Origin of the sequence: Rhizobium leguminosarum, assembly GCF_002953715.1 — a bacterium.
GTDB classification, from domain to species: Bacteria; Pseudomonadota; Alphaproteobacteria; order Rhizobiales; family Rhizobiaceae; genus Rhizobium; species Rhizobium leguminosarum_V.
In genome coordinates, this window is record NZ_CP025015.1 from 158,013 (window position 1) to 182,569 (window position 24,557).

The 24,557-nt window shown below is 55.8% G+C and carries 17 protein-coding genes and 8 pseudogenes; 19 read left to right on the plus strand and 6 right to left on the minus strand.

Annotated elements, in window-relative coordinates; translation table 11 throughout:
• Positions 1-25 precede the first annotated feature (25 nt).
• The 4 genes and pseudogenes from CUJ84_RS33010 to CUJ84_RS33030 all read left to right on the plus strand — a co-directional run bounded on the left by CUJ84_RS33010 (position 26) and on the right by CUJ84_RS33030 (position 4,281).
• Complete coding sequence (locus tag CUJ84_RS33010) at positions 26-664, plus strand: CDP-alcohol phosphatidyltransferase family protein (protein ID WP_105009771.1); 639 nt, start codon at positions 26-28, stop codon at positions 662-664.
• Between the two features lie 214 nt (positions 665-878).
• Positions 879-2,573: an asparagine synthetase B family protein gene (locus CUJ84_RS33015; RefSeq protein ID WP_105009772.1), complete on the plus strand. Its 1,695-nt coding sequence runs from the start codon at positions 879-881 to the stop codon at positions 2,571-2,573.
• A 311-nt stretch (positions 2,574-2,884) separates the two neighbouring features.
• Positions 2,885-3,180 (plus strand): annotated as a pseudogene (locus tag CUJ84_RS38480) (IS21 family transposase); the annotation flags it as partial.
• Between the two features lie 192 nt (positions 3,181-3,372).
• Positions 3,373-4,281: a transposase gene (locus CUJ84_RS33030; protein ID WP_105009774.1), complete on the plus strand. Its 909-nt coding sequence runs from the start codon at positions 3,373-3,375 to the stop codon at positions 4,279-4,281.
• 321 nt (positions 4,282-4,602) lie between these two features.
• Here the strand turns inward: CUJ84_RS33030 and CUJ84_RS33035 are convergent.
• Positions 4,603-4,773, minus strand: a pseudogene (locus CUJ84_RS33035) (DDE-type integrase/transposase/recombinase); the annotation flags it as partial.
• 623 nt (positions 4,774-5,396) lie between these two features.
• Between CUJ84_RS33035 and CUJ84_RS33040 the strand changes: the two are divergent.
• The 3 genes and pseudogenes from CUJ84_RS33040 (at position 5,397) to CUJ84_RS33055 (ending at position 8,709) form a co-directional block, all read left to right on the plus strand.
• Positions 5,397-7,118, plus strand: coding sequence for an EAL domain-containing protein (locus CUJ84_RS33040; protein WP_245457660.1), 1,722 nt, complete (start codon positions 5,397-5,399; stop codon positions 7,116-7,118).
• Positions 7,119-7,431: 313 nt separating this feature from the next.
• Positions 7,432-7,727, plus strand: a pseudogene (locus tag CUJ84_RS33045) (DDE-type integrase/transposase/recombinase); the annotation flags it as partial.
• Positions 7,728-7,957: 230 nt separating this feature from the next.
• Positions 7,958-8,709: pseudogene (locus tag CUJ84_RS33055) on the plus strand (IS6 family transposase).
• A 78-nt stretch (positions 8,710-8,787) separates the two neighbouring features.
• Here the strand turns inward: CUJ84_RS33055 and CUJ84_RS33060 are convergent.
• A complete protein-coding gene (locus CUJ84_RS33060; RefSeq protein ID WP_105009777.1) occupies positions 8,788-9,129 on the minus strand; it encodes a hypothetical protein in 342 nt (113 codons plus the stop codon).
• Between the two features lie 220 nt (positions 9,130-9,349).
• Here CUJ84_RS33060 and CUJ84_RS33065 point away from each other — a divergent pair.
• A pseudogene (locus CUJ84_RS33065) lies at positions 9,350-9,442 on the plus strand (IS6 family transposase); the annotation flags it as partial.
• Between the two features lie 402 nt (positions 9,443-9,844).
• On the opposite strand, the pseudogene CUJ84_RS33070 reads toward CUJ84_RS33065, so the two are convergent.
• A pseudogene (locus CUJ84_RS33070) lies at positions 9,845-10,372 on the minus strand (type IV secretory system conjugative DNA transfer family protein); the annotation flags it as partial.
• 210 nt (positions 10,373-10,582) lie between these two features.
• On the opposite strand from CUJ84_RS33070, the gene CUJ84_RS33075 reads away from it, so the two are divergent.
• The gene (locus tag CUJ84_RS33075) at positions 10,583-12,352 is read left to right on the plus strand and encodes a two-component system VirA-like sensor kinase (RefSeq protein WP_105009778.1); all 1,770 of its coding nucleotides are present in this window, start codon (positions 10,583-10,585) and stop codon (positions 12,350-12,352) included.
• Between the two features lie 617 nt (positions 12,353-12,969).
• On the opposite strand, the gene repA is transcribed toward CUJ84_RS33075, so the two are convergent.
• The gene (gene repA / locus CUJ84_RS33080; RefSeq protein ID WP_105010009.1) at positions 12,970-14,244 is read right to left on the minus strand and encodes a plasmid partitioning protein RepA; all 1,275 of its coding nucleotides are present in this window, start codon (positions 14,242-14,244) and stop codon (positions 12,970-12,972) included.
• A 517-nt stretch (positions 14,245-14,761) separates the two neighbouring features.
• Between repA and CUJ84_RS33090 the strand changes: the two are divergent.
• Positions 14,762-15,866: pseudogene (locus CUJ84_RS33090) on the plus strand (IS5 family transposase).
• Positions 15,863-16,207 carry a hypothetical protein gene (locus tag CUJ84_RS33095; protein ID WP_105009780.1) on the plus strand — a complete coding sequence of 115 codons (345 nt, stop codon included), beginning with the start codon at positions 15,863-15,865 and terminating at the stop codon, positions 16,205-16,207. The pseudogene CUJ84_RS33090 and the gene CUJ84_RS33095 overlap by 4 nt, the downstream one beginning before the upstream one ends.
• A 123-nt stretch (positions 16,208-16,330) precedes the next feature.
• On the opposite strand, the gene CUJ84_RS33100 is transcribed toward CUJ84_RS33095, so the two are convergent.
• The gene (locus CUJ84_RS33100) at positions 16,331-16,750 is read right to left on the minus strand and encodes a type II toxin-antitoxin system VapC family toxin (protein ID WP_018496488.1); all 420 of its coding nucleotides are present in this window, start codon (positions 16,748-16,750) and stop codon (positions 16,331-16,333) included.
• Entirely contained in the window at positions 16,750-16,986 is a 237-nt protein-coding gene (gene vapB / locus CUJ84_RS33105; protein WP_018496487.1) for a type II toxin-antitoxin system VapB family antitoxin, read from the minus strand. Before vapB ends, CUJ84_RS33100 begins: the two co-directional genes overlap by 1 nt.
• Before the next feature lie 1,132 nt (positions 16,987-18,118).
• Between vapB and CUJ84_RS33115 the strand changes: the two genes are divergently transcribed.
• The 8 genes and pseudogenes from CUJ84_RS33115 to CUJ84_RS33155 all read left to right on the plus strand — a co-directional run bounded on the left by CUJ84_RS33115 (position 18,119) and on the right by CUJ84_RS33155 (position 24,526).
• Complete coding sequence (locus CUJ84_RS33115; protein ID WP_105009782.1) at positions 18,119-19,186, plus strand: TlpA disulfide reductase family protein; 1,068 nt, start codon at positions 18,119-18,121, stop codon at positions 19,184-19,186.
• A 475-nt stretch (positions 19,187-19,661) separates the two neighbouring features.
• Positions 19,662-20,864 carry a cytochrome P450 gene (locus CUJ84_RS33125; RefSeq protein WP_105009783.1) on the plus strand — a complete coding sequence of 401 codons (1,203 nt, stop codon included), beginning with the start codon at positions 19,662-19,664 and terminating at the stop codon, positions 20,862-20,864.
• 91 nt (positions 20,865-20,955) lie between these two features.
• Entirely contained in the window at positions 20,956-21,606 is a 651-nt protein-coding gene (locus CUJ84_RS39035) for a cytochrome P450 (protein WP_432444931.1), read from the plus strand.
• Positions 21,558-21,731, plus strand: a complete 174-nt coding sequence (locus CUJ84_RS39445) for a cytochrome P450 (RefSeq protein WP_432444932.1) — start codon at positions 21,558-21,560, stop codon at positions 21,729-21,731. The genes CUJ84_RS39035 and CUJ84_RS39445 overlap by 49 nt, the downstream gene beginning before the upstream one ends.
• Before the next feature lie 78 nt (positions 21,732-21,809).
• The gene (locus tag CUJ84_RS33135; RefSeq protein ID WP_105009784.1) at positions 21,810-22,376 is read left to right on the plus strand and encodes a nuclear transport factor 2 family protein; all 567 of its coding nucleotides are present in this window, start codon (positions 21,810-21,812) and stop codon (positions 22,374-22,376) included.
• 340 nt (positions 22,377-22,716) lie between these two features.
• A pseudogene (locus tag CUJ84_RS33140) lies at positions 22,717-22,866 on the plus strand (SDR family NAD(P)-dependent oxidoreductase); the annotation flags it as partial.
• A 222-nt stretch (positions 22,867-23,088) separates the two neighbouring features.
• On the plus strand, positions 23,089-23,268 hold the full coding sequence (locus tag CUJ84_RS33150) for a hypothetical protein (RefSeq protein ID WP_432444933.1): 180 nt from the start codon (positions 23,089-23,091) through the stop codon (positions 23,266-23,268).
• Between the two features lie 211 nt (positions 23,269-23,479).
• Positions 23,480-24,526, plus strand: coding sequence for an LLM class flavin-dependent oxidoreductase (locus CUJ84_RS33155; RefSeq protein WP_105009786.1), 1,047 nt, complete (start codon positions 23,480-23,482; stop codon positions 24,524-24,526).
• Positions 24,527-24,557 lie beyond the last annotated feature (31 nt).

The window sequence follows — 24,557 nt, forward strand, 5'->3', positions numbered from 1 at the left end:
GCCAACAAGGCTACGAGGAGCAATCATGACCAACGCATTGTCGATGGAACAAGAACGCCGCCAACCCATAATGGGAATTCTCTTGGATCCGCCGAACGCAATAACGTTCGCCGGAGCTCTTTCAGCGATGTTCGCATGCGCGATGGCAGTGATGGGCCATTACAACCTCGCCCTGATATGCGTTCTCTGGAGCCACCTGGCAGATTCGTTGGATGGTCTGGTTGCCCGCAGGATGCGCCATCGCCGATCGGGGATGAGCGATGTTGGAAAGGCGATGGACGCGTTGGGAGATTTCCTATCCGCTGGTGTCTTTCCCTTGATTTTCCTCGCTTCATTGGGTGAGGCGGCGCCATTCCCGATGTTCGCGGGACTACTGATCTGTGCCGCGGGCATTTTGCGGCTGAGCTACTTCGAAGCGTTCGGACTGTCGGGAGGCTCCTTCGTCGGGGTGCCGTTGCCGCACAACATCCTCGTATTCGCCCTGTCGTACTACCTCGGCTCTCAAATCGCAGCGGATCACCTGATCCTGCTGATGGGCGCCGTTGCGGTCATCATGAGCGGGTTACACCTCTCATCGATCCGATTTCCAAAGATGAATGTGACTTGGATTGTCATTTCCGCAGTCTTCATTACTGCGATGAGCGCTCTTCTCGCTCTTCAGTAAACAAATGTCTCAAGATCAGTATCTATTCTCGCATTCTTTACTGCCGAATTCGTTCGATGCTTTACGTCGTCGTACTCCGGACAATGCCACCCTTTTGTGACACCGTTTCACATGAACTGCCTCACGAAAATACAGCCGACTAAGCACCAAGAGCACAGTTCAAGTTTGGCACGTCATTTTAGCCATCGAACAGGAGAGGATTATCGTGGACGCAATGTTTGGCTCGATCGGCATTCCACTTGTCGACCCGGTACTATTTTCCAGGATGCTGAAACACCGGGGAAGTTACGTCGACACGATCAAATGGGCCGAAATTTCATTAACCACGATCAGTAGGTCGCCTGGTAGAATCTTCAAGGATCCAGAGTTGATGGTGGCCTATACTGGCTCCCCTTTTGTCGAAGGAAAACCGATCTCGATGGCCGCGGATCTTGCGGAGCTTTACGCGCTAGGCAAGCTGGACGCCCCAGATGCAGTAAATGGTCACTATTGCATCGCACTGATCAACATACCGAAGCAACAGATTCGTTTCCTGCGTGACAACATCGGGGTCAATACCCTCTATGTCACGCGGATCGCAAGGGGCCTGGCCTTCTGCACCGAATACAAATGCCTTCGGGCTTTGCCTGGCTTTGATCGATCAACCGACCTGGAAGCGATCAAGGGATTCGAACGAAGCGGCTGGGTGCCGAGCGGGGCAACATTCTTTTCTCAGGTAAAGCCGGTTTTACCCGGAAAATGGTCGACACTCAGATATGCAGACAATTCCTTTCCATCGGAGGCGGCATCATCGATCACGCCTGTGCTAGCGGATGCTTTCGTACCGGTGGAGGCGGTCGCAGACGCTTTGCTGAGCGCCGTGGAAAGGCTCAGCGCCGATCAACCGCCAGCGGTGGGCATAATGCTGAGTAGCGGAGTAGACTCAGCTCTAATCGCAGAGTTGGTCGCCCGCTCCATGAAGCAAATCACGGTCAAGTCGTTCACTGTTGGGCACAACGGAGGAGACCCCGAGATCGAAGGCGCCCGGTTGACCGCGTTGGCATTGGGCCTGGAGCATCACGAACTATTTCTGGAACCATCAGAATTTACACGACTGCTTCCAGAAGCAATGTGGGCGATGGAGAACCCTGGGGGATATGACGAGTATCCATGCTTGTTCGGGCTCAGCGAGATGGCAGGATTGCATGTCGATGTTCTATTTTCTGGCAATCTCTCGGATACATTATTTGGAGGCATGAACTCCCACACACAGTTGTGGAAGAGCCTTAACGGGCTGCCAACCGATGGGGAGCCGGCCCCAAATGGAAGCCTTACAATCCTCAAAGGGTCAGCAAGCGGCACGCACGCGACGCTGAGGACGCGGTCGCCTGCTCACGATTCCTTGCATGCCGAACTTGCCGCCACAATGGATAGGCGGGACGAGCGGATGGGCGCCCAGGAAATGCTAGCCGCTCGTTTTGGCATCGATCTGCGCATGCCGTATGCCGACACCCATGTCGTCCGAACTGCAATGCGCATTCCTGACTCCCAGAAGGTAAGCGACAAAGGAAATAAACTTATCCTGCGCCAGGCGTCGGCGATCTTTTTGCCCCAGGAGATCGTAAAGCGTCCGAAACGAATACAGCAACTGATGTATGACAGCGCAATGCGGATTTGGTTGTTGTCGACATTTGATCTCTTATTCAACTCCGCCAGAGCGCAAAAGCGGGACGTCTACGATTATGGAAATCTGGCTCTGGTAAGGGAAGAGCTCGTGCGGGAGGTCACCCGTAGTACAGTTCAAAACGCCTGGAAGGCCATTTCGATTGAAACTTGGCTTCGGATGTTCGCGGACGAAGAGCATTTCGCCCGCACTATGAGCGACGAAAGCGTAAAACCGGAAGCGGTCTTTTCGCCCGCCAGCCGCTAATTAGTCGGCCCTGAACAAAGGCTAAATCATTGATCTTCTGGCGGTTGGAAGATCTGGAGAAGTATCCGATTTCGGCATGAGAACGGTAAGCGCGGTACTGATGAAGGCACGCGGCACCGTAACGTTAAGTGGGCATCGATCAAAATGTGCGATCTGGCGGCATGACCATATAACGTTTTTATTCCGTTCAGGGCCATTGCCTGCGCCAGTCAACAATCAACAAGCACCTTGCGGCCACAAACTTAGCGGCTTCATCGGACAGCAGCCTTATAGAATTCTTGTTTGTTGATTTCCTTGCGGAATTGGACCGGTTAGATGTCGCAACGATGGGTTGCTCGAGACGCATCCATATCCGGGCCTCGTTGCAAGAGGGGCAAGCCGACTGGTTCGAAGGAATAACAGGTGCGTTCCTTCGATTTGGCGGCGTTCCAAGTGAGATGGATAATGCGAAGCCGCTAGTCGAGCACCACGATGCGGTCGGTCGGAAGGTGCGGTCAACTGCATGCCTTTGCTCGTTGTAGGGGCTTCAGCACGAGGTTGCGCCCCATATCGCGCCCGTGTGAAGGGCAATGACGAACGCGGAGTCGGCTGTGTCAAGAAGCACGCTGACGACTCTCTCGCAGCACTAAGCTTGTTCTGACAAGATCTGGATCGCTTCAGTTTGCGAGTCCACGTCTTAGTCTAATTGGGACGAAGCGGGGCCGCACGATCCGCGGCCATCAGGGCCATATGGGCAACGGCGAAGGTGCGGCATGCTGGGTCGAGTGCTTCCTCTGCGGAGACGCGCCCGCATGGGGGATTGTTCGTCCCGGCCGAAGACGAACCCACGCAGGACCCGTGGCGGGCGGCCGAAAAAATCTCGTTGCGCCCCGGTGGCGCGTTTCTGGATGCCGTCTGCAAATCGATGCGCGATATCCGTCGATCGATGCGCCCTTCCACGGTCAAACCCGACCTTCTGACACGAGCAGAGCGCATTCAGTATGAAGGTTATCTCCGGCGCGAAGAGGTCAACAAAGCCATCACGGCCATGAAAGACGAAGGCTTTTCACTGAAGGAGATCGTCCGCCGAACCGGTATCAGCCGCGGAACAGTGCGTAAGATTGCCCGTGGCATTCAGAACGATGTGTTCCGTGTTCGGGAAATCTCCCTTGATGCTTATTTGCCGATCCTGGACGCGCTTTGGATTGAGGGCTGTCACAATGGTGCAGAACTGTGGCGACGTCTGCAAGCGAGAGGCTTCAGAGGGTCGCTGAGGGTGGTTACCGAATGGACGACCCGTCGCCGGCGGGCGGATCGCCTCTGCCTGACCGACCTTCAACGCGTCCCTTCGGCCCGCAAAATTACCCGCATGATGACAACTAACCGGAACAACTTGACGAGGACCGACGCCGTGATAGTCGCAAATATCGAGAAGAGCGTCCCGGCACTAGCTACGGCGAGAACGTTGCTTGACCGGTTCCAGACGATGATCCGCAAGAGAAGTATATCTGACTTGAGCCCTTGGGTCAGCGATGCCAAATCAAGCCTGATTGCCTCCTTTGGGAACGGCGTTTCCAAAGACATCGATGCCATTCGCAATGCTATCGAACAGCCATGGTCAAGCGGTCAGGTTGAAGGCCAGATCAACAAACTGAAAATGGTGAAGCGGCAGATGAACGGCCGGGCGAAAATCGATCTCCTTCAAGCCCGCCTTGTCGGACCATCATGATCAAACGTCATCGAAAGTGCGTCTGACCCAATTTTGGATGCTGATTGACAGCGTTGAGAGGCTCGCACAGACAATCGAGCGACGCCAAGAAGTTGAGCTCCTGCTTGAAGACGCAGAACGCCAAATAGGTACGGCTGAAGAAGTTTCGGAGGGGCGTCATCGCCGCGACGAAATCGATCATGAGCTTGAAGAAAAGACCGTCGTCCTAGGTGACGAGATCGCGCTCTTCAAGAATACAAGGCGAGCGTTGCGCACGGAAGAGCGCGGGGTCCGCGAACAACTTCGATCCTCGGTTGATATGGGCCCGGGCATAGCAGAGATCCGGGCGGCATCGAGATCGCACTTTGCAGTCAGAAGGAAGTCGATTGGGTTTCCGTGCTTGTCGATGGCACGGTACAGGTAACGCCACTTGCCGCGGATCTTGACGTAGGTCCCGTCGATCCTGACCGAACCACAATGCAGGCGCCGAAACTGGCGCAGCCGCTTCTCGATCCGCGTCGGCCGAGCCGGTGAGCCGCGAGACGAGGCGCAATTCACCATTTTTACTATCGTATCAGTCGAAAACTTTATCAAAACTCGACAAAAGGTCGAAACGAGACCCTTTGTAGGTGTATACTGTTTCGCAATTAGATCGTGCGTTGTATCGTGGAATGGGCAGATGGTCCGGCGACTCGGCGTCATTCGATAAGTGCAAGAGGAGCATTGCCTTGATTAAGCCCGCCAGCCCTATTCGTTCCTCGCAACCCCTGATTATTCTCGCCGGCAACTTTGAGGATGCGGCGCCCGTCGCCGCCAGACTTCGAGAATTAGGCTGGTCATGCGTTTGCTCGCCAGATTACCCGACCTTCGAGCAACAGGCGCGATTGCTCAAGCCGGACCTCCTATTGCTAGATAGCGGTGTCTCCGACGCATTCGTGGGCGATGGAAAGCGTCGCAAGGGAATTGAATACATTCCAGCGATTCATCTCGTCTCGGCAGCCGCCGACAGGGCACCGGCATTCGCCGCCGGCGCGGTGGACTGTGTCGTCAAACCTATCCTCTTGGAAGAACTAGTCGCACGTATACAGGTCCGTATCGAGTTGCTGCGGACCCAGAAACAGCTTGACCAGTGCAACATGCAATTCACCACCATACTGGAAAGTATAGGACAGGGTGCCTGCTTGTTCGACGCTGACCAGCGGTTGGTACTGTCCAATCGCCGTTATGCGAAGGTGTATGGCCTTGCTCCGGAGATGATCCAGCCTGGAATGACTTTAAGCGATATAACCGAGCTGCGCTATTCCGTCGGCGCTTGTCCTGCCGTGGCGTCCGACGAGTATCTGGCCTGGTGCGACTCGATCAATTCCAGTCCATCGTCCCAGGACTGGTCGATGGAGCTGAAGTCGGGCAAAGTCATTCGCGTTCACCACGAAAGAACATCCGATGGCGGATGGGTTTCTACCCACGAGGATATTACCGAGCACCGAACCGCCGAACGCCAAATAGCGCATCTGGCGCTGCATGATCCGCTAACCGATCTGCCCAACCGTGCTGCACTGAAGCAGAAACTCGACGCGATGCTCGAACAGCACCGGACGCAAGGATCGCCGTTTGCGGTACTGTGTCTCGACCTGGATCGTTTCAAGGAGGTCAACGACGTCTTCGGCCACAATGTCGGTGACCTGGTTTTATGCCTGGCAGCCAAACGTCTGAACGCGGTCGCGCAGGGTGCCTTCGTCGCACGCTTGGGCGGTGACGAGTTCATGGTCTTAGTTGAAGCTGATGCCAACTCCATAGCGCAGCTCGCCGACCTGATTATTTCCGCTCTGAGCGAGGACGCCGACATCGAGGGGACCCGGATCCGAATGGGGACGAGCCTTGGCGTAGCAGTCTATCCAGCCGATGGGGACAGTGCCGCCGACCTCATGGGCAACGCTGACGCCGCTCTCTATCGCGCGAAAGCTGACGGACCAGGCGTCGCCCGGTTTTTCGAACCGCAAATGGATAAGTGGCTGCGAGAACGGAGAGCATTGCAGCGTGACCTGCAGGCTGCAATATCGCAGCAACAATTGTCGGTCTTCTATCAACCACAGGCTAATATTGGCGGGGACGTCACTGGTTTTGAAGCGTTGCTGCGGTGGAATCATCCGAGCCAAGGCAATATCCCGCCGTCCGTCTTTATTCCGATTGCAGAAGAGAGCAGTCTGATGATCGAGATTGGCGCGTGGGTGTTGCGGGAGGCTTGTCGTGAGGCGGCCTCGTGGCCGCGAAAGCTTTCGGTCGCCGTCAACCTCTCTCCGGTGCAATTTAAGCATGGTGATCTGACCGGGCTTGTAAAGTCAGTGCTGATTGAAACCGGACTTGAGCCCGAACGGTTGGAGCTCGAGATCACCGAAGGTGTGCTGATTAATGATCATGAACGGGCCATTTCCACGTTGGGGCACCTCAAGGCGCTGGGCGTACGTATCGCCATGGATGATTTCGGAACCGGTTATTCGTCGCTGTCCTATCTGCAGTCCTTTCCGTTCGATAAGATCAAGATTGACCAGTCTTTTGTACGCAACATCGGGCTTTCCCAGTCTTCGGCGATCATACGAGCCGTCATCGGACTTGGGCGAGGACTGGATCTGCCGATTATCGCCGAAGGCGTGGAAACAACGGATCAACTGGCGTTCTTGACCCGTGAGTTGTGCGATCAAGTGCAGGGCTACCTGGTGGGCCGCCCCCGCCCGATCTCCGACTACGCCAAGCATGTAGGACGAGCGGACGAGCAGCCAGTATCCATTCCTCCCGATATGCTCGGTCTTCCGGTCGCAAGCGGCACCTACAGCCCAAGCGGGAGCACCAGTTTTGGTTGATGTTGAAGGATTCGACCAGATCCCGACGGAAATGCAGAAACACCTAACTCAGAAAAGAAGTATCCGGGTTCTCATCACAGGCGAATGGCGATTTCACCCTCGAAGCGGCTGAACTAGCCGATCGTTTCAGACTGTCCGCGTTTCACCGATACGTGTCTCTCGGGGAGCATGTTCGAAATTATCAGCTAAGATCGAACGGACGATGAATATCATGCTGCATGGAGAAGATGGCCAGGAAGCCGGAAGAGTCCGAAGGGCATCGTAAACTTAACGGATGAAAGGCCAGCGAATGACGCCATCCGCAGATATCTCGATGATCACCGACAAGCTGCAGTCCTACGGCGCAGCAAAGCGAGAGATCATGCCGGGTGTAGAGCATCGCTCCGACAAAGGGTTGAATAATCGGGCGAAGAATTCTCACCAACCAGCCCGGCGGCGAGAGCGGATCATGAAGCGCTTCAAGTCACAGCGACATCTACAACGCTTCGTCTCCATCCATGATCCGATCCCAACCTATTTCAAATCCCGCGCCACGACATCTCCTCCGGCCACCATCGCGAACTGCCCACGGCGGCGATGAGCCTGTGGGCGAAAATTGCCCGAGCATGAGAGATATCTGCGGATGGCGTCTTTCGCTGGCCTTTCATCCGTTAAGTTTACGATGCCGATGCAGTCATATTCGCCGGAGTTTGCGATCGCCGAGAGTGCCGCGGGACAGGATATTCCCGCGCCTGGAAGCAGCAGGTTCCATGGCATCGTCCATCTCCATGGAAGGCTCTCTGATCCTCAGCTGGGCCTTTCTCAAACCGAGTTGGTGCTGACAAGCGCCCAATGGGGCGATGTCACGTTGTCGGCAACTTAACGGGTGGCGGATAATACGGTTGAGATGACCTCATCGACCATCAGCTACAAGAACCACCGATTTCCACCGCAGATTATCGCCCGTGCGGTCTGGCTGTATTTCCGGTTCCCGTTGAGCCTGCGGCTGGTCGAGGAAATGTTGCTGGAGCGCGGTATCGTCGTCTCTTACGAAACGATACGGCGATGGGGCCGCAAATTCGGGGCAGCCTACGTCAAGCAGCTGCCTAGAAAGAAGCCGTCGCGGAAAGATATCTGGCATCTGGACGAGGTCGTGATTTCCATAGGCGGCCGAAAACATTGGCTGTGGCGCGCTGTCGACCAGGACGGCTACGTTCTCGACGAGATCGTCCAGACCCGCCGCGATACCAAGGCTGCCAAGCGATTGCTGGTCAGGCTGCTGAAGAAGCAAGGTCTGTCGCCGAAGCGCATCGTCACCGAAAAACTGCGCTCATACGGCGCGGCAAAACGGGATGTAATGCCCGGCGTCGAACATCGATCGCACAAGGGCCTTAACAATCGCGCGGAGAATTCTCACGTACCGCTTCGAAAACGAGAGCGGATGATGCAGGGCTTTCGATCCGTCGGAGGTTTGCAACGTTTCATCTCGGTCTTTTCAGCAGTCCGAAATCTTTTCGTCGCGCCGCACCAGAGACACTCAGCCCCAGCCATCCATATTCATCGCATCCGCGCCATGGCGCAGTGGAAAGCCGTGACCGCTGCAATTGCATGAGTTTACCGACAAGCGACTTTACGGCCGTTGATCAAACAACGTGACATCGCCGGCGGAACCCCTCAATCCAAGTGTCGGTTAACGCTCCATCACCAACTGGAACGTGTCAATGAGGATCGCCAGAAAAACGCCAGACCCAGTGATGATCACGCCATTCAGAAATAGCCGGCTTGCCTTGTCGTAGACGACTTTTTTCAGTGATGACGTTTGCAAAAGTAAGGCGAGGGAGCGCAGCTGAAAGACGATGCCTATAGTTATGACGACCAACGTCGGCAGGTCGGCAAGTCTCCACGGTATTGGATTGCTGGCCCACTGCGTAAGGAAGCCTAGGGAAAATGAAAGCACCACCCCCACGACGGTAATCGTGCCGTTGCGGAAAAGCGTTTCTATCAGGTGTTCGTCGTCATCGTTGAGATTCATTTTCGGCTCTCCATCCCAGTGACTATCCACGCTTTCGTATGACAATCAACCGTATTTGGATATCTTATCGATGAAGACAGAGCCTAGGATGCCGTCTTCTTTCGAGAACTCGGTGAATTACCGGTCTATGCCTAAACGTGGTGCGTACTTTAGTGGGGTACTCGGCTTGGCACCTCATCTTCAGACGATTTGAGACTGTGGAGGAGGGTGCTGCGCTTCGCGTGTCACGATCAGCGATAAGCTCAAATCCTACGACGCAGCCAAAAGGGAAATCATGCCCGGTGTCGAGCATCGTTCGCATGAGGGTCTGAATAAACCGGGCGGAGGGTATTATCACGTTAACTGGGCTGCCGCGGCCTGTGTCGCCTGAATATCCACGAGCCGCTGACCTTTCCAGCCAGAGAAACTAACGTGACAACACCCTCTCGAAAATTCATTTTGAGATGGGCGGGTGGCGAGCGCCCGGTGCGGCTTGAAGAAGCGGAACGGCGACCGGGAAGGCACCAGATCAGGGAGCGGAAACCGCGGCGTGAAGGGCGATCGATATCGGACGACTTAGCGTAAAGCTCTCGGCGGGCATGAATCAAGCGGCGGGCACCAAAGCCGATCCTCAGGCACATCGGCGGACATTCAATCTTCAATTGATGAGATCGGCGTCGACCTTCGCAAGATGAAGGAGAATAGACTGTTCATTCCACGGTAGTTTGCAAAGCATCTACTCCTGCCGTTGCGTCTGCTGAGGGGGCGACGTTGATGACGTGCCTTCTTCTGCGATCATCAACGGTGCAGGCTCCGGAAGGGCGCCCGTCTGGTTCTCGAAGATGCGCTTCAGTGCACGATCGGAATAATACCGGACTTTTCTCAGCTTCAATGGTGGGTGACCCTTTATGAGAACGATCTGGCTGTTGTTATCCAGCAGCCGCACCTGTTCGGGCCGTAATAGGGGTGCACCTTGGTCTGAGTTTTGAATATTGCGATCGAACATCCCGCCTTGGCCATAGGAAGTGGAGCGCGCTACAAATGTATATTCACCGATCGCTTTCGAAATATAGAGCGGCGTCTCGTCATCGGCAGTTGCCATGAAAACTAGCATGCCCGTATTGCTCAAGAAGTTTTGCTTGCCTGCCTCGTCGTAGGTTCCCGACAGCGCTGAGAGGCTTTGGATGATGAACATAAAGCGGCCCTTGTAGCCAGCGATTGTCGTGATTGCCGTCTCAATCGCTTCGAGTTTGCCGTTACATTTGTAACTCCGCAGAGGCTTCCTCAACACTGATGGTAGGTGAAACGTCAGCTGACGTGCGGGCGGCATCAGGAGGACGAGTTTTTGGTCGGCTTGAGGATCAGCCGGCCGGATCATGCGGCGCGGGCGGTCCGCGTGTTAGCCGACAGGTTTGGCTAGTCTACTTCATCAGTTCGAGCGGCTTAACGCGCAGGGAACCGTACCCTATCGGCGATGCTCCTGCGCCTAGCCAGCCAGCGCGTGCGATGGGGAACACTATTCCTCGCGGTAGTGACGGTATGCCTTTGCGTTTGTGTAATCGCTCTAGTTTCAAGGTTGCGTCTGCAGACGAATCGGTTGGCAAGGCACTTGGAGTTTGAATCGGCGATAAGGGACATCGAGACCTGCTTCAGAGGCGTTGAAACAAGTAAGGTGCCGCTAAGCTTCCCGACCGAAGCAGCGCTTCGAGTTGTTCAGCGCTTTTTCAATGCCAATCAGTGCACACTGGCACTGGTTGATGGTTCTACCGGGGGAGAGGCCGACTGTTTCGCCGCAAGTACTCCTGGGCCAATCTGGAACGAGACACGGTTGCTCGATATATTCTGTCGCCTCAAGACGGAGGAACGGATGCCAGTAGTTTGCACCGTTACAGCACAAAATATTCACCGCTTTGCTTATGGATTTTCTAGCCTGTGTCACATGCTCGCATTCAAAGCTTCCGATGAGATAAGCGCGGTTTGTTGTCTTCATTATGAGCCAAATGGTCTCCAACTATCCGCCAGCGAGGAGCAGTTTTTTGAACGCGCGATGAGTCGAGTCTGTGAATGCCTTGATCTTCGACGTACAAAGACCGAGCGCAATCTTCTGGAAAGGCGGCTGGAACATGCCGAACGCTTGAAAGCGGTCGGCACACTTGCTGGTGGCATCGCGCATGAATTCAACAATATACTCGGAGCAATTATCGGCTATGCCGAGACGGCATACAGTCTTCTGCATTGCCCCTCGCGGACTCGGGGTTACGTCGGTCAAATTATCTCCGCCGGGGACAAAGCGAAGCTGATCATTGGCCAGATCCTTGCATTGAGCGGGAGCCGAGAACGTATAAGCAAGCCCTTCGAGGTCGCCGAGGTAGTATTGGATTTAGCTCCATTGTTACGCATTGCGCGTCGCGCGGACGTAGAACTGACTTTCAAAATTGATGAAAGGCGGAAGGTGATCGAAGGATGCCCCTTGGAAATACAGCAGATCCTGATGAACCTCTGCAAGAATGCCTCGGAGGCATTTTTGAATAAAGGCCGTATCGAGGTCAGCGTCTCTCGCACTGTTGTCTTAGAATCGAAGGCACTTACTCATCGCACTTTGCCACCTGGAGACTATGTCCTCCTTTCTGTCTGCGACAACGGCGAAGGCATTGCTGAAGCGGCTCTACCGCATATTTTTGAACCTTTTTTCACGACACGCTCTCGTATCGGCGGTACGGGACTTGGTCTTGCTACAGTACACGGCCAAGTGTCCGCGCTTGCAGGATATGTTGACGTTACATCAACCGTTGGCCGAGGTACGCGGTTCGACATCTACCTACCGTCTTCCCCGAAGGAGCCCGTCATGATTGACAGCCTTTTTGGAGGTTATGATACACCATTTGGCAATGGAGAAATCGTCGCAGTCGTGGAGCCTGATCCAACGACGTTGGGAATATATGAAGACAAGATTGCCGCATTGGGTTATGAGCCGGTGGGCTTTAAGTCATTCGACCTTCTTTGCGACTGGATGTTGAGGGGGAAAGCAGCCGATCTTGTCGTGGCGGACCATTCGTGCCTTCTCACGCGACAACCTGATGACGAAGTGCACGAGCCCCTCAAGACGGTGCCCGTTATCATCGTGGGAGGACTTGAATGTCACATGCCAGTTTCGGACGATGACCGGGCAGCGGTCCTTGCGCTGGCTAAACCAGTCTCGTCGAGAACCATGGCGTATGCAATTCGAACCATGATCAGCACGTGAAACCTCAGTCTGGTTGGATTGTCCACACTTTGCGGATGAATTTAGATGGATTGAGACCACAAGGGGTGTTGAAAGCGGCGTCCGCAATTCTAGGGATCGACGAGGGCGAAACCATGATTTTTCATTGTGCGAGATATAGTGGAAGCGCTTAACATCGATTCCTCAATCGCCCGGTTCCCTCAATCTGCGATGAGATCGCGGCTCGGGGACTGTGTAGACGAGCATGGCGCACAGACCTCAGAACCGGTCTTGAGATCCAATTTCATCAAGATGGGCGGCGTCTGCGATAAATTGCCCAAAGGCAACTCTCGCAAATCCACCTGCCACCAGATCCAACCTTCGGCATAGGGAGCGCGCCGCGGCGTATGGCATCGAAGGAATAGCCTCGTCCGGCTCTATTGGCGATCTTGACCAAGCCGTTCGCGGCCTCCCTATATGCGTTCGTGAAGGGCATCCGGAAGTAAGTGTGTCAATCAGCATCCAAAATTCAAAATTCACCCCTTATCGGCATCCAATTTTTGCACGCCGAAACACATCCTAGTTTTCCTCTGCCGATGTGATCTTATCGCTGAGGTCCTTATCCGTCGAGCGCACGCGTATGCGCTAAATACGTGAGCTCACTTGCTTAGCCCCCTGGATTCGGAACTCGCCTTACCTGCAGTCGTCGAGCGCGAAGCCTGCGAGACATAGAACGGGGCACGGCCCCAAACCTCGGACATGATGTCCATTATCTCTGCATTGGCAGAATTCAGCGATTTCATCGCTTGCTCGTACGACGATCGGCCTACCGATCCGCTTGAGAGCTCATACAATGATCGGCCTTTGTCCCCCGCTTGCCGGATCGCGTCCGACTCCCAGACGGTTGCTGTCAACAGATCATCCCCCAGGGGTTCCCGCAACATTGCGATGGACTTCTGCTGTGAGACATCACGCGGATCGTGCCTTGTCACCAGATATTTGAAGAAATCATGATTTACGGTCCTCCCAGCCCTTTCGATCAGTGCGACGAAATGCGTGAAAGAGTAGAGGGACGAGGTCATTGACACTATGTCAGGCATCTCAGGGCGGACCGTCACCAGAACGCCGGTTGCTGCTTCATATGCACCCGCGGTCAGAAAGCCTCCATCTCCGCAGGATAGAACGACCACGTCATAATCCGCGTCGACTTCCTTGAGCGCAGACACCATCCTGCTGCTAGCGTCCGGGTACTTGAAGTTCTCGCTACGGAAGAGTCGGCCACAGTCCTCTTCAAAAATAGAGAGTTCGGCAGAACCCGGAACGAGGTGAAGACCATCAAAAAGGGTGGGTTGGATTACGGAGCGGATACTTTTTTGATCGTCATCGTAGCGTATCGCCGCATACATGCTCGCATTGTGGACTGGATAACCAAAGGAGTAATAACCGAACATCCCAGACAACGAGCCGTGCGAATCGAGATCTATAGCGAGTACGCGGAAACCTTGAAGTGCAAGGCCCTGCGCCAGATAAAACGATGTGGTGGTGCTTGCGGGGCCGGCGACTACCGAGATGATCTGCAGCTTATCACCCTGGCGCCTCCGCGGGCAAAACTTCAAAGCCTCTTTCGGACGGGACGAAGCGAGATAATCACGGAGTTCGTTGATCTGTCCAAGTGTGTAGGAGCGTCGTCCTGCGGTCCCTAACTCCGGTGTTGGCCCCAGCCCATCAATTGACAACTGGCGCAGATAGCTGCCCGACACACCGAGAATCTCAGCGACCTCGCCCAACGAGAACGAGCGCAAGGTCCTGGGGTCTGGAAATGGTGCTCTGGTAGCCATGCCCTGCGCCTCTATGAGAGCCCAGATACTATCGCCATGGCGCTGAACGCGCTCCACTATACGCTCTTGATCGACCGGTTTCTCAGAATGTGGCATAAATAGCCTCGTGACGGGTTCTGTAATGAATGACGGTTCTATTACGACCTGGGGTAGACAGCAGTCAATATGCTTCGCCTCATTATCGAAGCGGCGCTTCGTCAGTCTCATCTGATGTATTTGTATTGCTCCTCTTCGTGAGAGCGTAGCGAAGCATTTCCTCGGCGACCCGCTCCGGGCTCGGCGTGGGTCAGTCTTCGACCGGACGAATGTTCCTCCATCGCGGCGGCCTTCGCAGGTGAAGCAATCGATCCAGCGCGCCATGACCTTCGCCGATACCATGTATGTCCGCGAAGCCTGGGCCTTGGAACAACGGCCGTAAACGTCTGCCATGGTCGCTTTGACCAAAACGACAACTGTCGGGGCAATTGACACTAAGCGACCGGAATATGGGGCGAGGGCCTTTGTCATTGAGGAGCTGATGGCCGCCGTCAAGGTCTAGCAGGCTGTTGAAAAATAAGCTGGCCTGGAGGCTTTCGCCGTGATTCACTCGCTTCGTCGATTTTTGGAGTGATGCATGCGCGGCGGCGATGTGAGGACGGGCGAACTCTTCAGTTATGTCGATCTGGAGGATCGCGTTCGTAAAGATCATCCGCTACGGGCAATTCGGCAGATCGTGAACGATGCGCTCGTTTCACTGGAAGGGGAGTTCGCTGCGCTTTATTCGCCAATTGGGCGGCCATCGATCGCGCCTGAGAAGCTTCTGCGCGCCATGCTTTTGCAAGCCTTCTATTCGATCCGCTCTGAGCGGCTTTTGATGGAGCGGCTGGAATACGACCTTCTGTTCCGCTGGTTCGTTGGCATTCGCATTGACGATCCAGCTTGGGACAATTCGGTGTTTTCGAAGAACCGCGACCGGTTGCTGGAAGGCGACATCGCCGCGAAGTTCCTCGGTGCGATCCTTTCGCAGCCCAAAGTAAAGCGGTTGCTGTCAACGGACCACTTCTCTGTCGATGGCACGCTGATCGAAGCTTGGGCGTCGATCAAAAGCTTCAAGCCGAAGGACGGCCCAAGGGGCGATCATGGCGAACCACCGTCGGATGCGGGCGGTCGGAATAAGGAAGCAGACTTCCATGGCGAGAGACGCTCCAACGAGACGCATGCTTCAACGACCGATCCGGATGCGAAGCTTTATAGGAAGGGAAAAGGCAAGGAGGCCAAGCTGTGCCTCATGGGGCATGGGCTGATGGAGAATCGCCATGGCTTGCTGGTCGATGCCTATCTGACAGAGGCCAGCGGATATGCTGAACGGGTAGCGGCGTTGCACATGATCGGGCCCTTCACTGAGCGGACACAAGCGATCACGCTGGGTGCCGACAAGGCCTATGACACAAAGGACTTCGTCAAAGGTTTGCGGTCGATGAAGGTCACGCCCCAATGTGGCGCAGAACATCAATGGTCGCCGCTCGGCCACTGATGGACGCACGACGCGCCATTCCGGCTATCGGGTCAGCTTGCGCATCCGCAAGCGCATCGAGGAGGCGTTCGGCTGGATCAAAACCGTCGCCGGGCAGGATAAGACGAAGTTCCGTGGCCGCGACCGCGTCGTATGGGCCTTCACCTTCGCGGCCGCCGCCTATGATCTGGTGCGGTTAGCGAAACTGATAGCAGTGCTGTCATGAGCGCGGCGTCGAATTGCCGCCTGATTGGCTGCTGGTGGATCGTCGAGGCCGATCTGTGGGATCGGGATTATCTGAACCTGATCGAGCCCGCCACAATCACCATCAGGGCCAACGGTCATGGCGAGATCGCCTTCGGTGCGATGCAAGCGGGCCTCGATCTCGCCTACAGCACGTCCATGGTCTCCTTCACATGGGCCGGATGCGACGAAATGGGCGAAGTCTCAGGTGACGGTCATGCCGAATTGCTCGACAGCGGCTCGATCGAGATCACTTTCGCTTATCACAATGGCGACGAGGCCATCCTAAAGGCCAAACGGGAGACTTCTTCAACAGCCTGCTAGAGAAGTTAACCTGACATCGCCCCTTTTCGCTGATCGTGCCTTGGTCGTTGGCACTCTTACTGGTGCGACCGCCGGCAAGGTCCCCTCCCTGCCCGCCCCTCACGGCATAGCCGCTGGGACGGGTTAATTGGTTTCTCTGCGTTCCGCGTCCAGCCAGTTTTCGAGCTTCAGTCCGGGATACGCCAGGAAGTCCCGCGTGTTGTTGGTCACCAATACCGTGTCCAGAGCGATCGCATGCGATGCGATCAGTTTGTCGAGATGATCTTTCTTCCGGTCTCTCGTCGCCATTCGAACCGGACCGTAGGCACGCGCTGCTGCGATCCCAAACGGCTCTACCGTGATCAGCTCGGCCAGGGCGGTGAGATTATCAAGTTCTCGTGCCGGATCATCGGATGCGGAAACACCATACTCGAGTTCCGCGAAGGTGATGGCGGACATCACCACGTCCCCCACATAGCAACTGGCAAAGCGGCGAGCGACCTGCTCCGGCTGGTTTTTCATCAGGTAGATACACATGTTCGTATCGAGCATGTAGCGCGCCATCAGATCTTATCCCGCTCGTCTTGCTCATGGGACTCTCTTCCGTCACGCATGAAATCCGGAGAGAAGCGGGCGAATACATCCAGAACGCCGGCCAGGGAGCGATGCACAGGACGGATGCGAAGCTCGTCGCCGATGCGCTCGATCTCCAACTCAACATCGGTTCGCTCAAACGCCAGTTCCGCCGGTATGCGAACCGCCTGGGAATTTCCATTTTTGAAAGCTTTAGTGGTGTGCATGTCATCAACCTTGTGTGTACGTGGATGTACCATATCCTAGGCTTTCCAAATTGTACATCCTCAGTGTGTACGTAAATGTTTAGCGGTCGGGGCGACGGGGCGCATCTCGTAACAGGTTGAAGTCGCTCGTGCCGAATCGTGTGCTGGTCCACCCGCCACCGGGTATTGGCCCATTCGGGTCACGGTTCGTTCCTGCCCCGTCCGAGTCTCGACAGACGAGATATTGAGAGCGCGATGCCGCGCTCACATCTGCAAGGAGCATCCGCAGAAGGCGTATGCGCATCTCATCGTAACATGCCGCTCTTACGATAGGCCGGTGCTCGCGCCAATGTCGCCGGCAGGCGCGACTTCGACGGCGTAGTGCGAAAGGCGGTGAAATGTTCGCCGCCGATCTGTGTCGTATGGAAATTGCGATTGGCATGACGGGCACCTGTGTCGTCGACCGTGACAAAGTGAGTTGTATTGCAGATGTTCAGCAGGATGGCTGATCCCCGCTTTGCGGCGGTCCTCCGCAACCGACACACCATCATGGGGATCGTTCCTCCCGGCCGAAGACGAGCCCACTCCGGACCGCGGAGCGGATCGCTGAGGAAATTGTCTCGCTGCGCCTTCACTAAGAGAAAATTCAATGAGGCACGGCCTTCCGATGGAGCCGGTAAGTTTGCTGGCGCGGCAGTTTATTGACTGTTGACGAGCTAATAACGATTCTATATCGTCATGACGGAATAAGACAGCAATTGAGCTATAAAACCGTCTGGAGGCAATTGTGGCACATTTTGTGAATCTACGCATGGATCAAAGGGTCCGACCTCCTTGTCTCGGCGATTGAGAACGAGGGGTCGAGTACATCGGCGTCTCCGGCGAGGAAAACCCTCGACGTCGTCGCCCTGCTCCATCTGCATCAAGTCGGCGTCTTCCTGTCACGACGGGACATCGGCACTCTCCCAAAAGAAGGATACTGTCACAATGGCCCGTACCCGCAGAAGCCATTTCAGAAGACGAGATCACCGGCGTGTATTGTCCGACAGATGGAACGCGCGCCGCGTTTTGAACTCGAAGCAACTCGACCTGATACTTCACGCGCTCATCCCTGGCGCACGAAGCGTCGGATAACTACTGGTGGAGAATGAAAATGACCTCTAGCTTAAATAGCGGCTCTCCAGCCCCGTCGATCAACGTGCAGCACTGGCTGCGCGGCGATCCGCTTTCCAACTTCCAGTTCGGCAAGACATACATCCTTGAGTTTATTTCGACTACCTGCAGTAGTTGCGGGCCGTCGCTGTCCCAATTGGCTCAGTTGCAGGAGGAATACAGCGACATCGGAATTGAGGTCATCGGAATTGCAGCAAATGAGTGGGCTGCAACGGCTGACGAGGCCCTAGCTCAGGTGGACGCATGGGTGACCAAATGGCTCCCGAATGCGAACATACGGATCGCGTTCGACTACTCAGGCGAAATGGATAAGGATTGGAAGAAAGCTAGCCTAACTTTCCAAGTTCCACAGGCGTTCGTTGTCGACCGAGCCGGCAGCATCGCCTTTATCGGTGATCCGGACATGCTCGAGGTTGTCTTGCCAAAAGTGATGGACGGCAGCTGGCTCGCCAGCGCGCAAGCAAAAAATGCCGAAGAGGAGCGCATTGCTGAAGCCGAGATCAAAGCTCCGGAGCGCGCGTTGCATCGTCGAATCCGGGCGGCGGCAGAGATTGAGGATTGGAAGTCGGCGCTCTCGGCCATTGAAGAGGGCATCAACCTTTTCCCGGACAACTTCATGTTCCACCAGCGGCATGTCGAGACATTGATGGGAAAAATGCGCGACATGGAGGCGGGCTGGATAGCACTAGACCAATTTGCTCGCACTGCAATTGAACGAAACTCTGAACTTTGGCTTCTCATGGCGATGCAACAACTCTTCTATCCCTATGATTACTCAGGCCTATTGGCGGAACGCTTTTCGATGGGCAAGGAGCTCTCCGAACGAATCCTGAGACTGTGTCCGCAGCACGATGCTCCTTTACGCTCTTATTCTTACCAGACGATTGCCTTTTTCTACCATGAAAGCGGCGACAATGACCGTGCTGTGGATTTGATCGAACAGGCGTTGAAGTTTGTGGACGGAGGGTCTCTCCCGGACGTCCAGAAGCAGGAACGGATGGCGCAATTGCTGCATAAACTGGCGGAGTATAAGGGTGGGCAGGGGTGATGTCAGGTTAACTCGCCATGAAGCGATCGGCTGGTAGTTGATGCCAATGACCCAGCCGACTGTCAGCTACAAGCGCCATCGTTTCCCACCTTTCGAATCAAGGAAAGCGCGGCGCCGATTCTCAGTGGTGTATTCGGACTTAAAATAAAAATCTGAGTTGTTCTAACAAACTACAGCAAGTCGCATCGCGAAACCGATGCGATGGCGGACAACTCACAAACGAGCACAAGGAAATCCTTACATGAGATCCTCACCGAAAGAGACCGCCACCGCGGCCATCCCGATTCATCGAGTGCGTCCCCCGTCTTTCTGGAAGGGGATGATCCTTGCTGCGACCGTGATCGTCCTCGTACCGAGTAGTCAGGTTTCGGCTGAGGACAAGGGGGCATGCCTTGCTTATAAGAATGGGAAGATTGCCGGCAGCGCTTGCCGGTCACCTTCCGCCCTTTCATCGCATAGAGAGTGAAGTGCCATCATGTCCGGACAATCCTTGCCGACGCTGCCGATGTGGCGCGTCAATCACATCGAGCCATCGCCCGAGATGTTGGCGTTACGCGCCAACGGTCCGATCCACCGCGTGCGCTTCCCGTCCGGGCACGAAGGCTGGTGGGTGACAGGCTACGACGAGGCTAAGGCGGTACTGTCCGACGCGGCGTTCCGGCCCTCGGGAATGCCGCCGGCGGCATTCGCCCCGGCTACGGTGATTCTCGGTTCGCCGGGGTGGCTGGGCTCGCACGAGGGCAGCGAGCATGCCCGGTTACGCATGATCGTGGCGCCGGCCTTCAGCAACAGCAGGGTGAAGCTGCTCGCGCAGCAGATCGAGGCGATCGCCGCGCAGTTGTTCGAGACGCTGGCGGCCCAGCCCCAGGCTGCCGACCTGCGACACTACCTCTCCTTTCCGCTTCCGGCTATGGTCATCAGCGCGCTGATGGGCGTGCCCTACGAGGGCCACGCCTCTTTCGCCGAGCTGTCCGACGAAGTGATGACGCACCAGCATGAAAGCGGCCCGCGTGGCGCGGCGCTCCTGGCCTGGGAAGAATTGCGCACCTACATTCGCGGCAAGATGCGAGGCAAGCGCCAGGATCCGGGCGACAACCTGCTGACGGATCTGCTCGCGGCGGTCGACCAGGGCAAGGCGACCGAGGAAGAGGCGATCGGCCTGGCCGCGGGCATACTAGTGGCGGGGCACGAGAGCACCGTCGCACAGATCGAATTCGGCCTGCTGGCCATGTTCCGCCATCCGCAACAGCGCGAACGCCTGGTCGGCGATCCATCCCTCGTGGACAAGGCAGTGGAGGAAATCCTGCGCATGTACCCGCCGGGCGCGGGCTGGGACGGCATCATGCGCTATCCGAGGACCGACGTGACCATCGCGGGCGTGCATATTCCCGCGGAGAGCAAGGTGCTGGTCGGCCTGCCGGCGACGTCGTTCGATCCACGCCATTTCGACGACCCGGAAATCTTCGACATCGGACGCGCCGAAAAACCGCACCTGGCGTTCTCCTACGGGCCGCACTACTGCATCGGCGAGGCGCTTGCCAGGCTGGAACTCAAGGTGGTGTTCGGTTCGATCTTCCAGCGCTTCCCCACGCTGCGCCTGGCCGTGGCGCCCGAAGAACTGAAGTTGCGCAAGGAGATCATCACTGGCGGGTTTAAGGAGTTGCCGGTGCTCTGGTGATGCGCGGACACCACCGGGAATCGCGATCTTTCCGCAATTTGCCGGCGCACCCGGCGCGCCAGTCAGATCAGCCAGCCAAGAGGTAACCCAGATGGACGTGCAAGAAACCACGGCAAGCGATCTGATCGCTCGGAGCACCAGATGTGACGTCATGAAAGATTTCGCCCTTCCATTCACAGTCAAAGTCTACCTGGGCTCTATGGGGCTCTCAAACAGCGGATCCGACCAGCTCATTGGTTGGGTGAGCGACTTGCTCCACGGCAATGATGTTAAACGTACCGAAGCGGCCCAATCAATCGTAAGTTTCATCGACGAACTTGCAGCGAGCCGTCGGAAGCAATCGGCTGCCGATTTCACGACATACATCGTGCAGGCGCAGGTCCAGGGTCGTTGCGTAACAGATGAGGAAGTCCGGGGCATCGGCGTACTCTTCTTGATTACCGGACTCGACACGGTCGCTGCCGCGTTAGGCTTTGACCTGGCCTATCTCGCACGCAATCCGGAGGATCAGGAATCGCTGCGGAGAGAGCCGACCCGGATCGCAATCGCAGTTGAAGAATTTTTGCGCGCCTATTCAACCGTTCAGATTATCCGCGTGGCTACGAAAGACGTGGACTTTGAAGGAGTGTCGATGCGTAAGGGAGACTTCGTTTCCTGCGCAACGATGATGCTAACTGCGACCCCGCAGAATTCATGTGCCCCGACACAATCGACTTGGCGCGACAGGACCACCGCTACATAGCGTTTGGCTATGGTCCTCATCTTTGCCGCGGGGCAAATCTTGCCCGGCGTGAGATTGCCGTAGGCATCCACGAATGGCTGACTCGGATCCCTACCTTTCGAATCAAAGAGGTATGTCGCCGATGACCCATGGGGGTCATGTACTCGGGCTCAAAAATTTAATTTTGACTGGTCCTAACAAACTCAGCGATGGTGGGAAAAACAATGGACGAAGCCAATATCAGTGAGCTACTCGACCGCGAGGCCATCAGAGACTGCCTCTACCGGTATTGCCGCGGGATTGACCGGGGGGATGAGGCGGCGCTGCGCAGCGCGTACTGGCCGGATGCGCATGACAACCATGGGGGCTATTCTGGACCATCCGAGGGCTTTATCCGACTTGCGCTTGGCATCTTCGAGACCGAGCCGCGCAATGTTCATCAGATAGCGAATATACTGATTGAATTCTCCAGCCCGTCAGAGGCCACGGTCGAGAGCTATTTCACGGCGCTTCAACGTGGACCGGACGCAGGCGGTGAGATACGGCAGGTGCTCCTGTGCGGCCGCTACGGCGATCTGTTCCACAAGCGGGAAGGGGAGTGGCGCATCATGGCCCGAACAGTGATTTACGATTGGATTGAGCAGCAGATCCCACCCGGACTGCCTGAAAGCGAAAGGTTCGCATCACGGCGGCCAATTGGAGCGCTGCATCCAAATGATCCGATTTATGCGCTTCTCAAAGGCACCAGCCCGAGATGTGGACCAACATCGGAGGCGAACGACCATGATTGATCTGCAACATCCACCATTTCCTCCCCCTGGGAGTCTGCTTAGTGACGATGCGCATAAATGGTTGTCTCTTGATCTTCATATCTGCGCCGCCCACGTGCTCATCCAGCAAGAGCCCGGTGTTGGCGGAGCAATTACGAGAGTACAAAGAGATCTCTTCTCAAATCAAGCCATCTCTTCGTCTGCAGCGTTTTCCTGAGAGAACGGCCCCAGCGTTGCTTCACTTGTGCAGACGTGTTCCTAAAGAAAGGGTCGGAATGCGGCTCTGCCTCAAGCAAAAGCCGACGTTGCATTCCCGGGCTCCTGCAGTGAGGCCCGACACTCGGCGTGCAGAGGAGTTCTCATGAAACAGCAGCTAGGGCGCGTCGTCGTGATCACGGGTGCTGCAGGCGGGATTGGCCGCGCGTTGGTCGATCTTTTTGCCACAGGCGGGGACACTGTCGTCGCAGTAGATCTTCCTGACAGTGGCGTGCTCGAGATGGCACGCCATCTCGATGGCGGACAATTCACAAACGAGCACAAGGAAATCCTTACATGAGATCCTCACCGAAAGAGACCGCCACCGCGGCCATCCCGATTCATCGAGTGCATCCCCCGTCTTTCTGGAAGGGGATGATCCTTGTTGCGACCGTGATCGTCCTCGTACCGAGTAGTCAGGTTTCGGCTGAGGACAAGGGGGTTGGTTGGGAAAGGAAGAAGATGAGAACCGGAAGAAGTGGCCGACGCTGCCTGCTTCCTGGCTTCGGCTGACGCTTCCTACATCACCGGCTTGATCCTCAATGTGGATGGCGGGTTGACTTCAAACTTCGGGCCGAGTTGCGTCAGCAAATCTGATCTAACTGGCAATCGCCTATGTGATGACGATCGCACGAAGCTGAGGATTCCAGGGACTTAAGTCCAGCACACTCGGGCGCAAAGTGCATGCTGCGGCATTTTTCGATGGAACGTTTCCTTGAATCCGCAGACACGCTCTGCGGTTCAAGGCGAATGGCAGAGGCAGCTTCTCGCGAGATGGCCGCTTACTCGATCGTCGAAAGCTGGATTGGCTAAGGCTTTACGACCTGCGTCCTACATCGGGTCTTTCCGATAGCGAACAAGGAGACTGCATGGAGTTCGCGACATTCATTCTGGCCACACAGCGCGGCTATCACCAAACGTCGGACAGCGTCATCCACGACGCCATTGAACAAACCGTCCTTTCTGAGCAGGCAGGCTTCGATACCGCTTGGTTCGCCGAACATCACTTTAACAACTACAGCCTGGTCCCGTCGCCGCTGATGATGGTCGCTCATTGCGCCGGCGTAACAAAAAGAATTCGTCTTGGAACCGCTGTCTGCGTCCTGCCGCTTTATCAGCCGCAGCGCTTGCTCGCCGAAATCGGTTTTGCCGATGTAGTTTCGAACGGCCGCCTCGAGCTCGGTGTTGGCTCAGGGTATCAGCAGTTCGAATTCGAGCGCTTCGGCGTCAACATTGATAACGCGCCAGCCGTGTTTTCGGAATATCTTGATATTGTGCTCAAAGGTCTCAATCAGAAAATCTTCTCGCACAGCGGCCACTTTATGCAGATCCCTCCGACTGCGATCTCGGTCCGAACTATTCAAAAGCCCTCGCCGCCGATCTGGATCGCAACCGGATCTCCGAGCAGTATGCGGCGGGCTTATCGTGAGAGACATAATCTCCTCGTAACCGCGTTACACAACGGATTGGAGACTTTGGGTGTTTTGCGAGGAATGATCCAGGAGGCAGCAGCTGCCGAGTTCAAGAGCCCTGGCGACGCGAAGATATCATTGCTGCGCTGCTGTTACGCGAGCGCCGACGGAGCGGAGATCAACCGCTATCTCGACAACGCACGTTTCCAGCGCCAGCTATCCGAAGCGCTTCATCAGCGTCGTCAGCAGAGCCATGATGGCTATATGCTGCAGGCAACGCCGACGCAGCAGGATTTGTCTCTCGAGACGATGCGGGAGAACCTGCCGATCGGTAGCATAAATCAAGTCATTGACCGCCTCCTGCAAGAAATCGAAATTCTGAAGCCGGACCAGATTGCGATTCAGACCCAACTGGGAGACCTCGATCAGACTACGATGCTGCGTCAGATAGAGCTCTGGGGAGATAAGATCATTCCAGCAGTCAATAAGTCCCTCAGTCGGTAGCGTCGCCTTAACTTGCGTCGGGCACAGGATT

What these genes read in the sequence shown, in the direction of transcription:
- CUJ84_RS33010 (WP_105009771.1), top strand. Translation starts at nt 26, where the DNA reads ATGACCAACGCATTGTCGATGGAACAAGAACGCCGCCAACCCATAATG.
- CUJ84_RS33015 (WP_105009772.1), top strand. Translation starts at nt 879, where the DNA reads ATGTTTGGCTCGATCGGCATTCCACTTGTCGACCCGGTACTATTTTCC.
- CUJ84_RS33040 (WP_245457660.1), top strand. Translation starts at nt 5,397, where the DNA reads ATGCAATTCACCACCATACTGGAAAGTATAGGACAGGGTGCCTGCTTG.
- CUJ84_RS33060 (WP_105009777.1), bottom strand. Translation starts at nt 9,129, where the DNA reads ATGAATCTCAACGATGACGACGAACACCTGATAGAAACGCTTTTCCGC.
- CUJ84_RS33075 (WP_105009778.1), top strand. Translation starts at nt 10,583, where the DNA reads ATGCTCCTGCGCCTAGCCAGCCAGCGCGTGCGATGGGGAACACTATTC.
- repA (WP_105010009.1), bottom strand. Translation starts at nt 14,244, where the DNA reads ATGCCACATTCTGAGAAACCGGTCGATCAAGAGCGTATAGTGGAGCGC.
- CUJ84_RS33095 (WP_105009780.1), top strand. Translation starts at nt 15,863, where the DNA reads ATGAGCGCGGCGTCGAATTGCCGCCTGATTGGCTGCTGGTGGATCGTC.
- CUJ84_RS33100 (WP_018496488.1), bottom strand. Translation starts at nt 16,750, where the DNA reads ATGGCGCGCTACATGCTCGATACGAACATGTGTATCTACCTGATGAAA.
- vapB (WP_018496487.1), bottom strand. Translation starts at nt 16,986, where the DNA reads ATGCACACCACTAAAGCTTTCAAAAATGGAAATTCCCAGGCGGTTCGC.
- CUJ84_RS33115 (WP_105009782.1), top strand. Translation starts at nt 18,119, where the DNA reads ATGACCTCTAGCTTAAATAGCGGCTCTCCAGCCCCGTCGATCAACGTG.
- CUJ84_RS33125 (WP_105009783.1), top strand. Translation starts at nt 19,662, where the DNA reads ATGTCCGGACAATCCTTGCCGACGCTGCCGATGTGGCGCGTCAATCAC.
- CUJ84_RS39035 (WP_432444931.1), top strand. Translation starts at nt 20,956, where the DNA reads ATGGACGTGCAAGAAACCACGGCAAGCGATCTGATCGCTCGGAGCACC.
- CUJ84_RS39445 (WP_432444932.1), top strand. Translation starts at nt 21,558, where the DNA reads ATGTGCCCCGACACAATCGACTTGGCGCGACAGGACCACCGCTACATA.
- CUJ84_RS33135 (WP_105009784.1), top strand. Translation starts at nt 21,810, where the DNA reads ATGGACGAAGCCAATATCAGTGAGCTACTCGACCGCGAGGCCATCAGA.
- CUJ84_RS33155 (WP_105009786.1), top strand. Translation starts at nt 23,480, where the DNA reads ATGGAGTTCGCGACATTCATTCTGGCCACACAGCGCGGCTATCACCAA.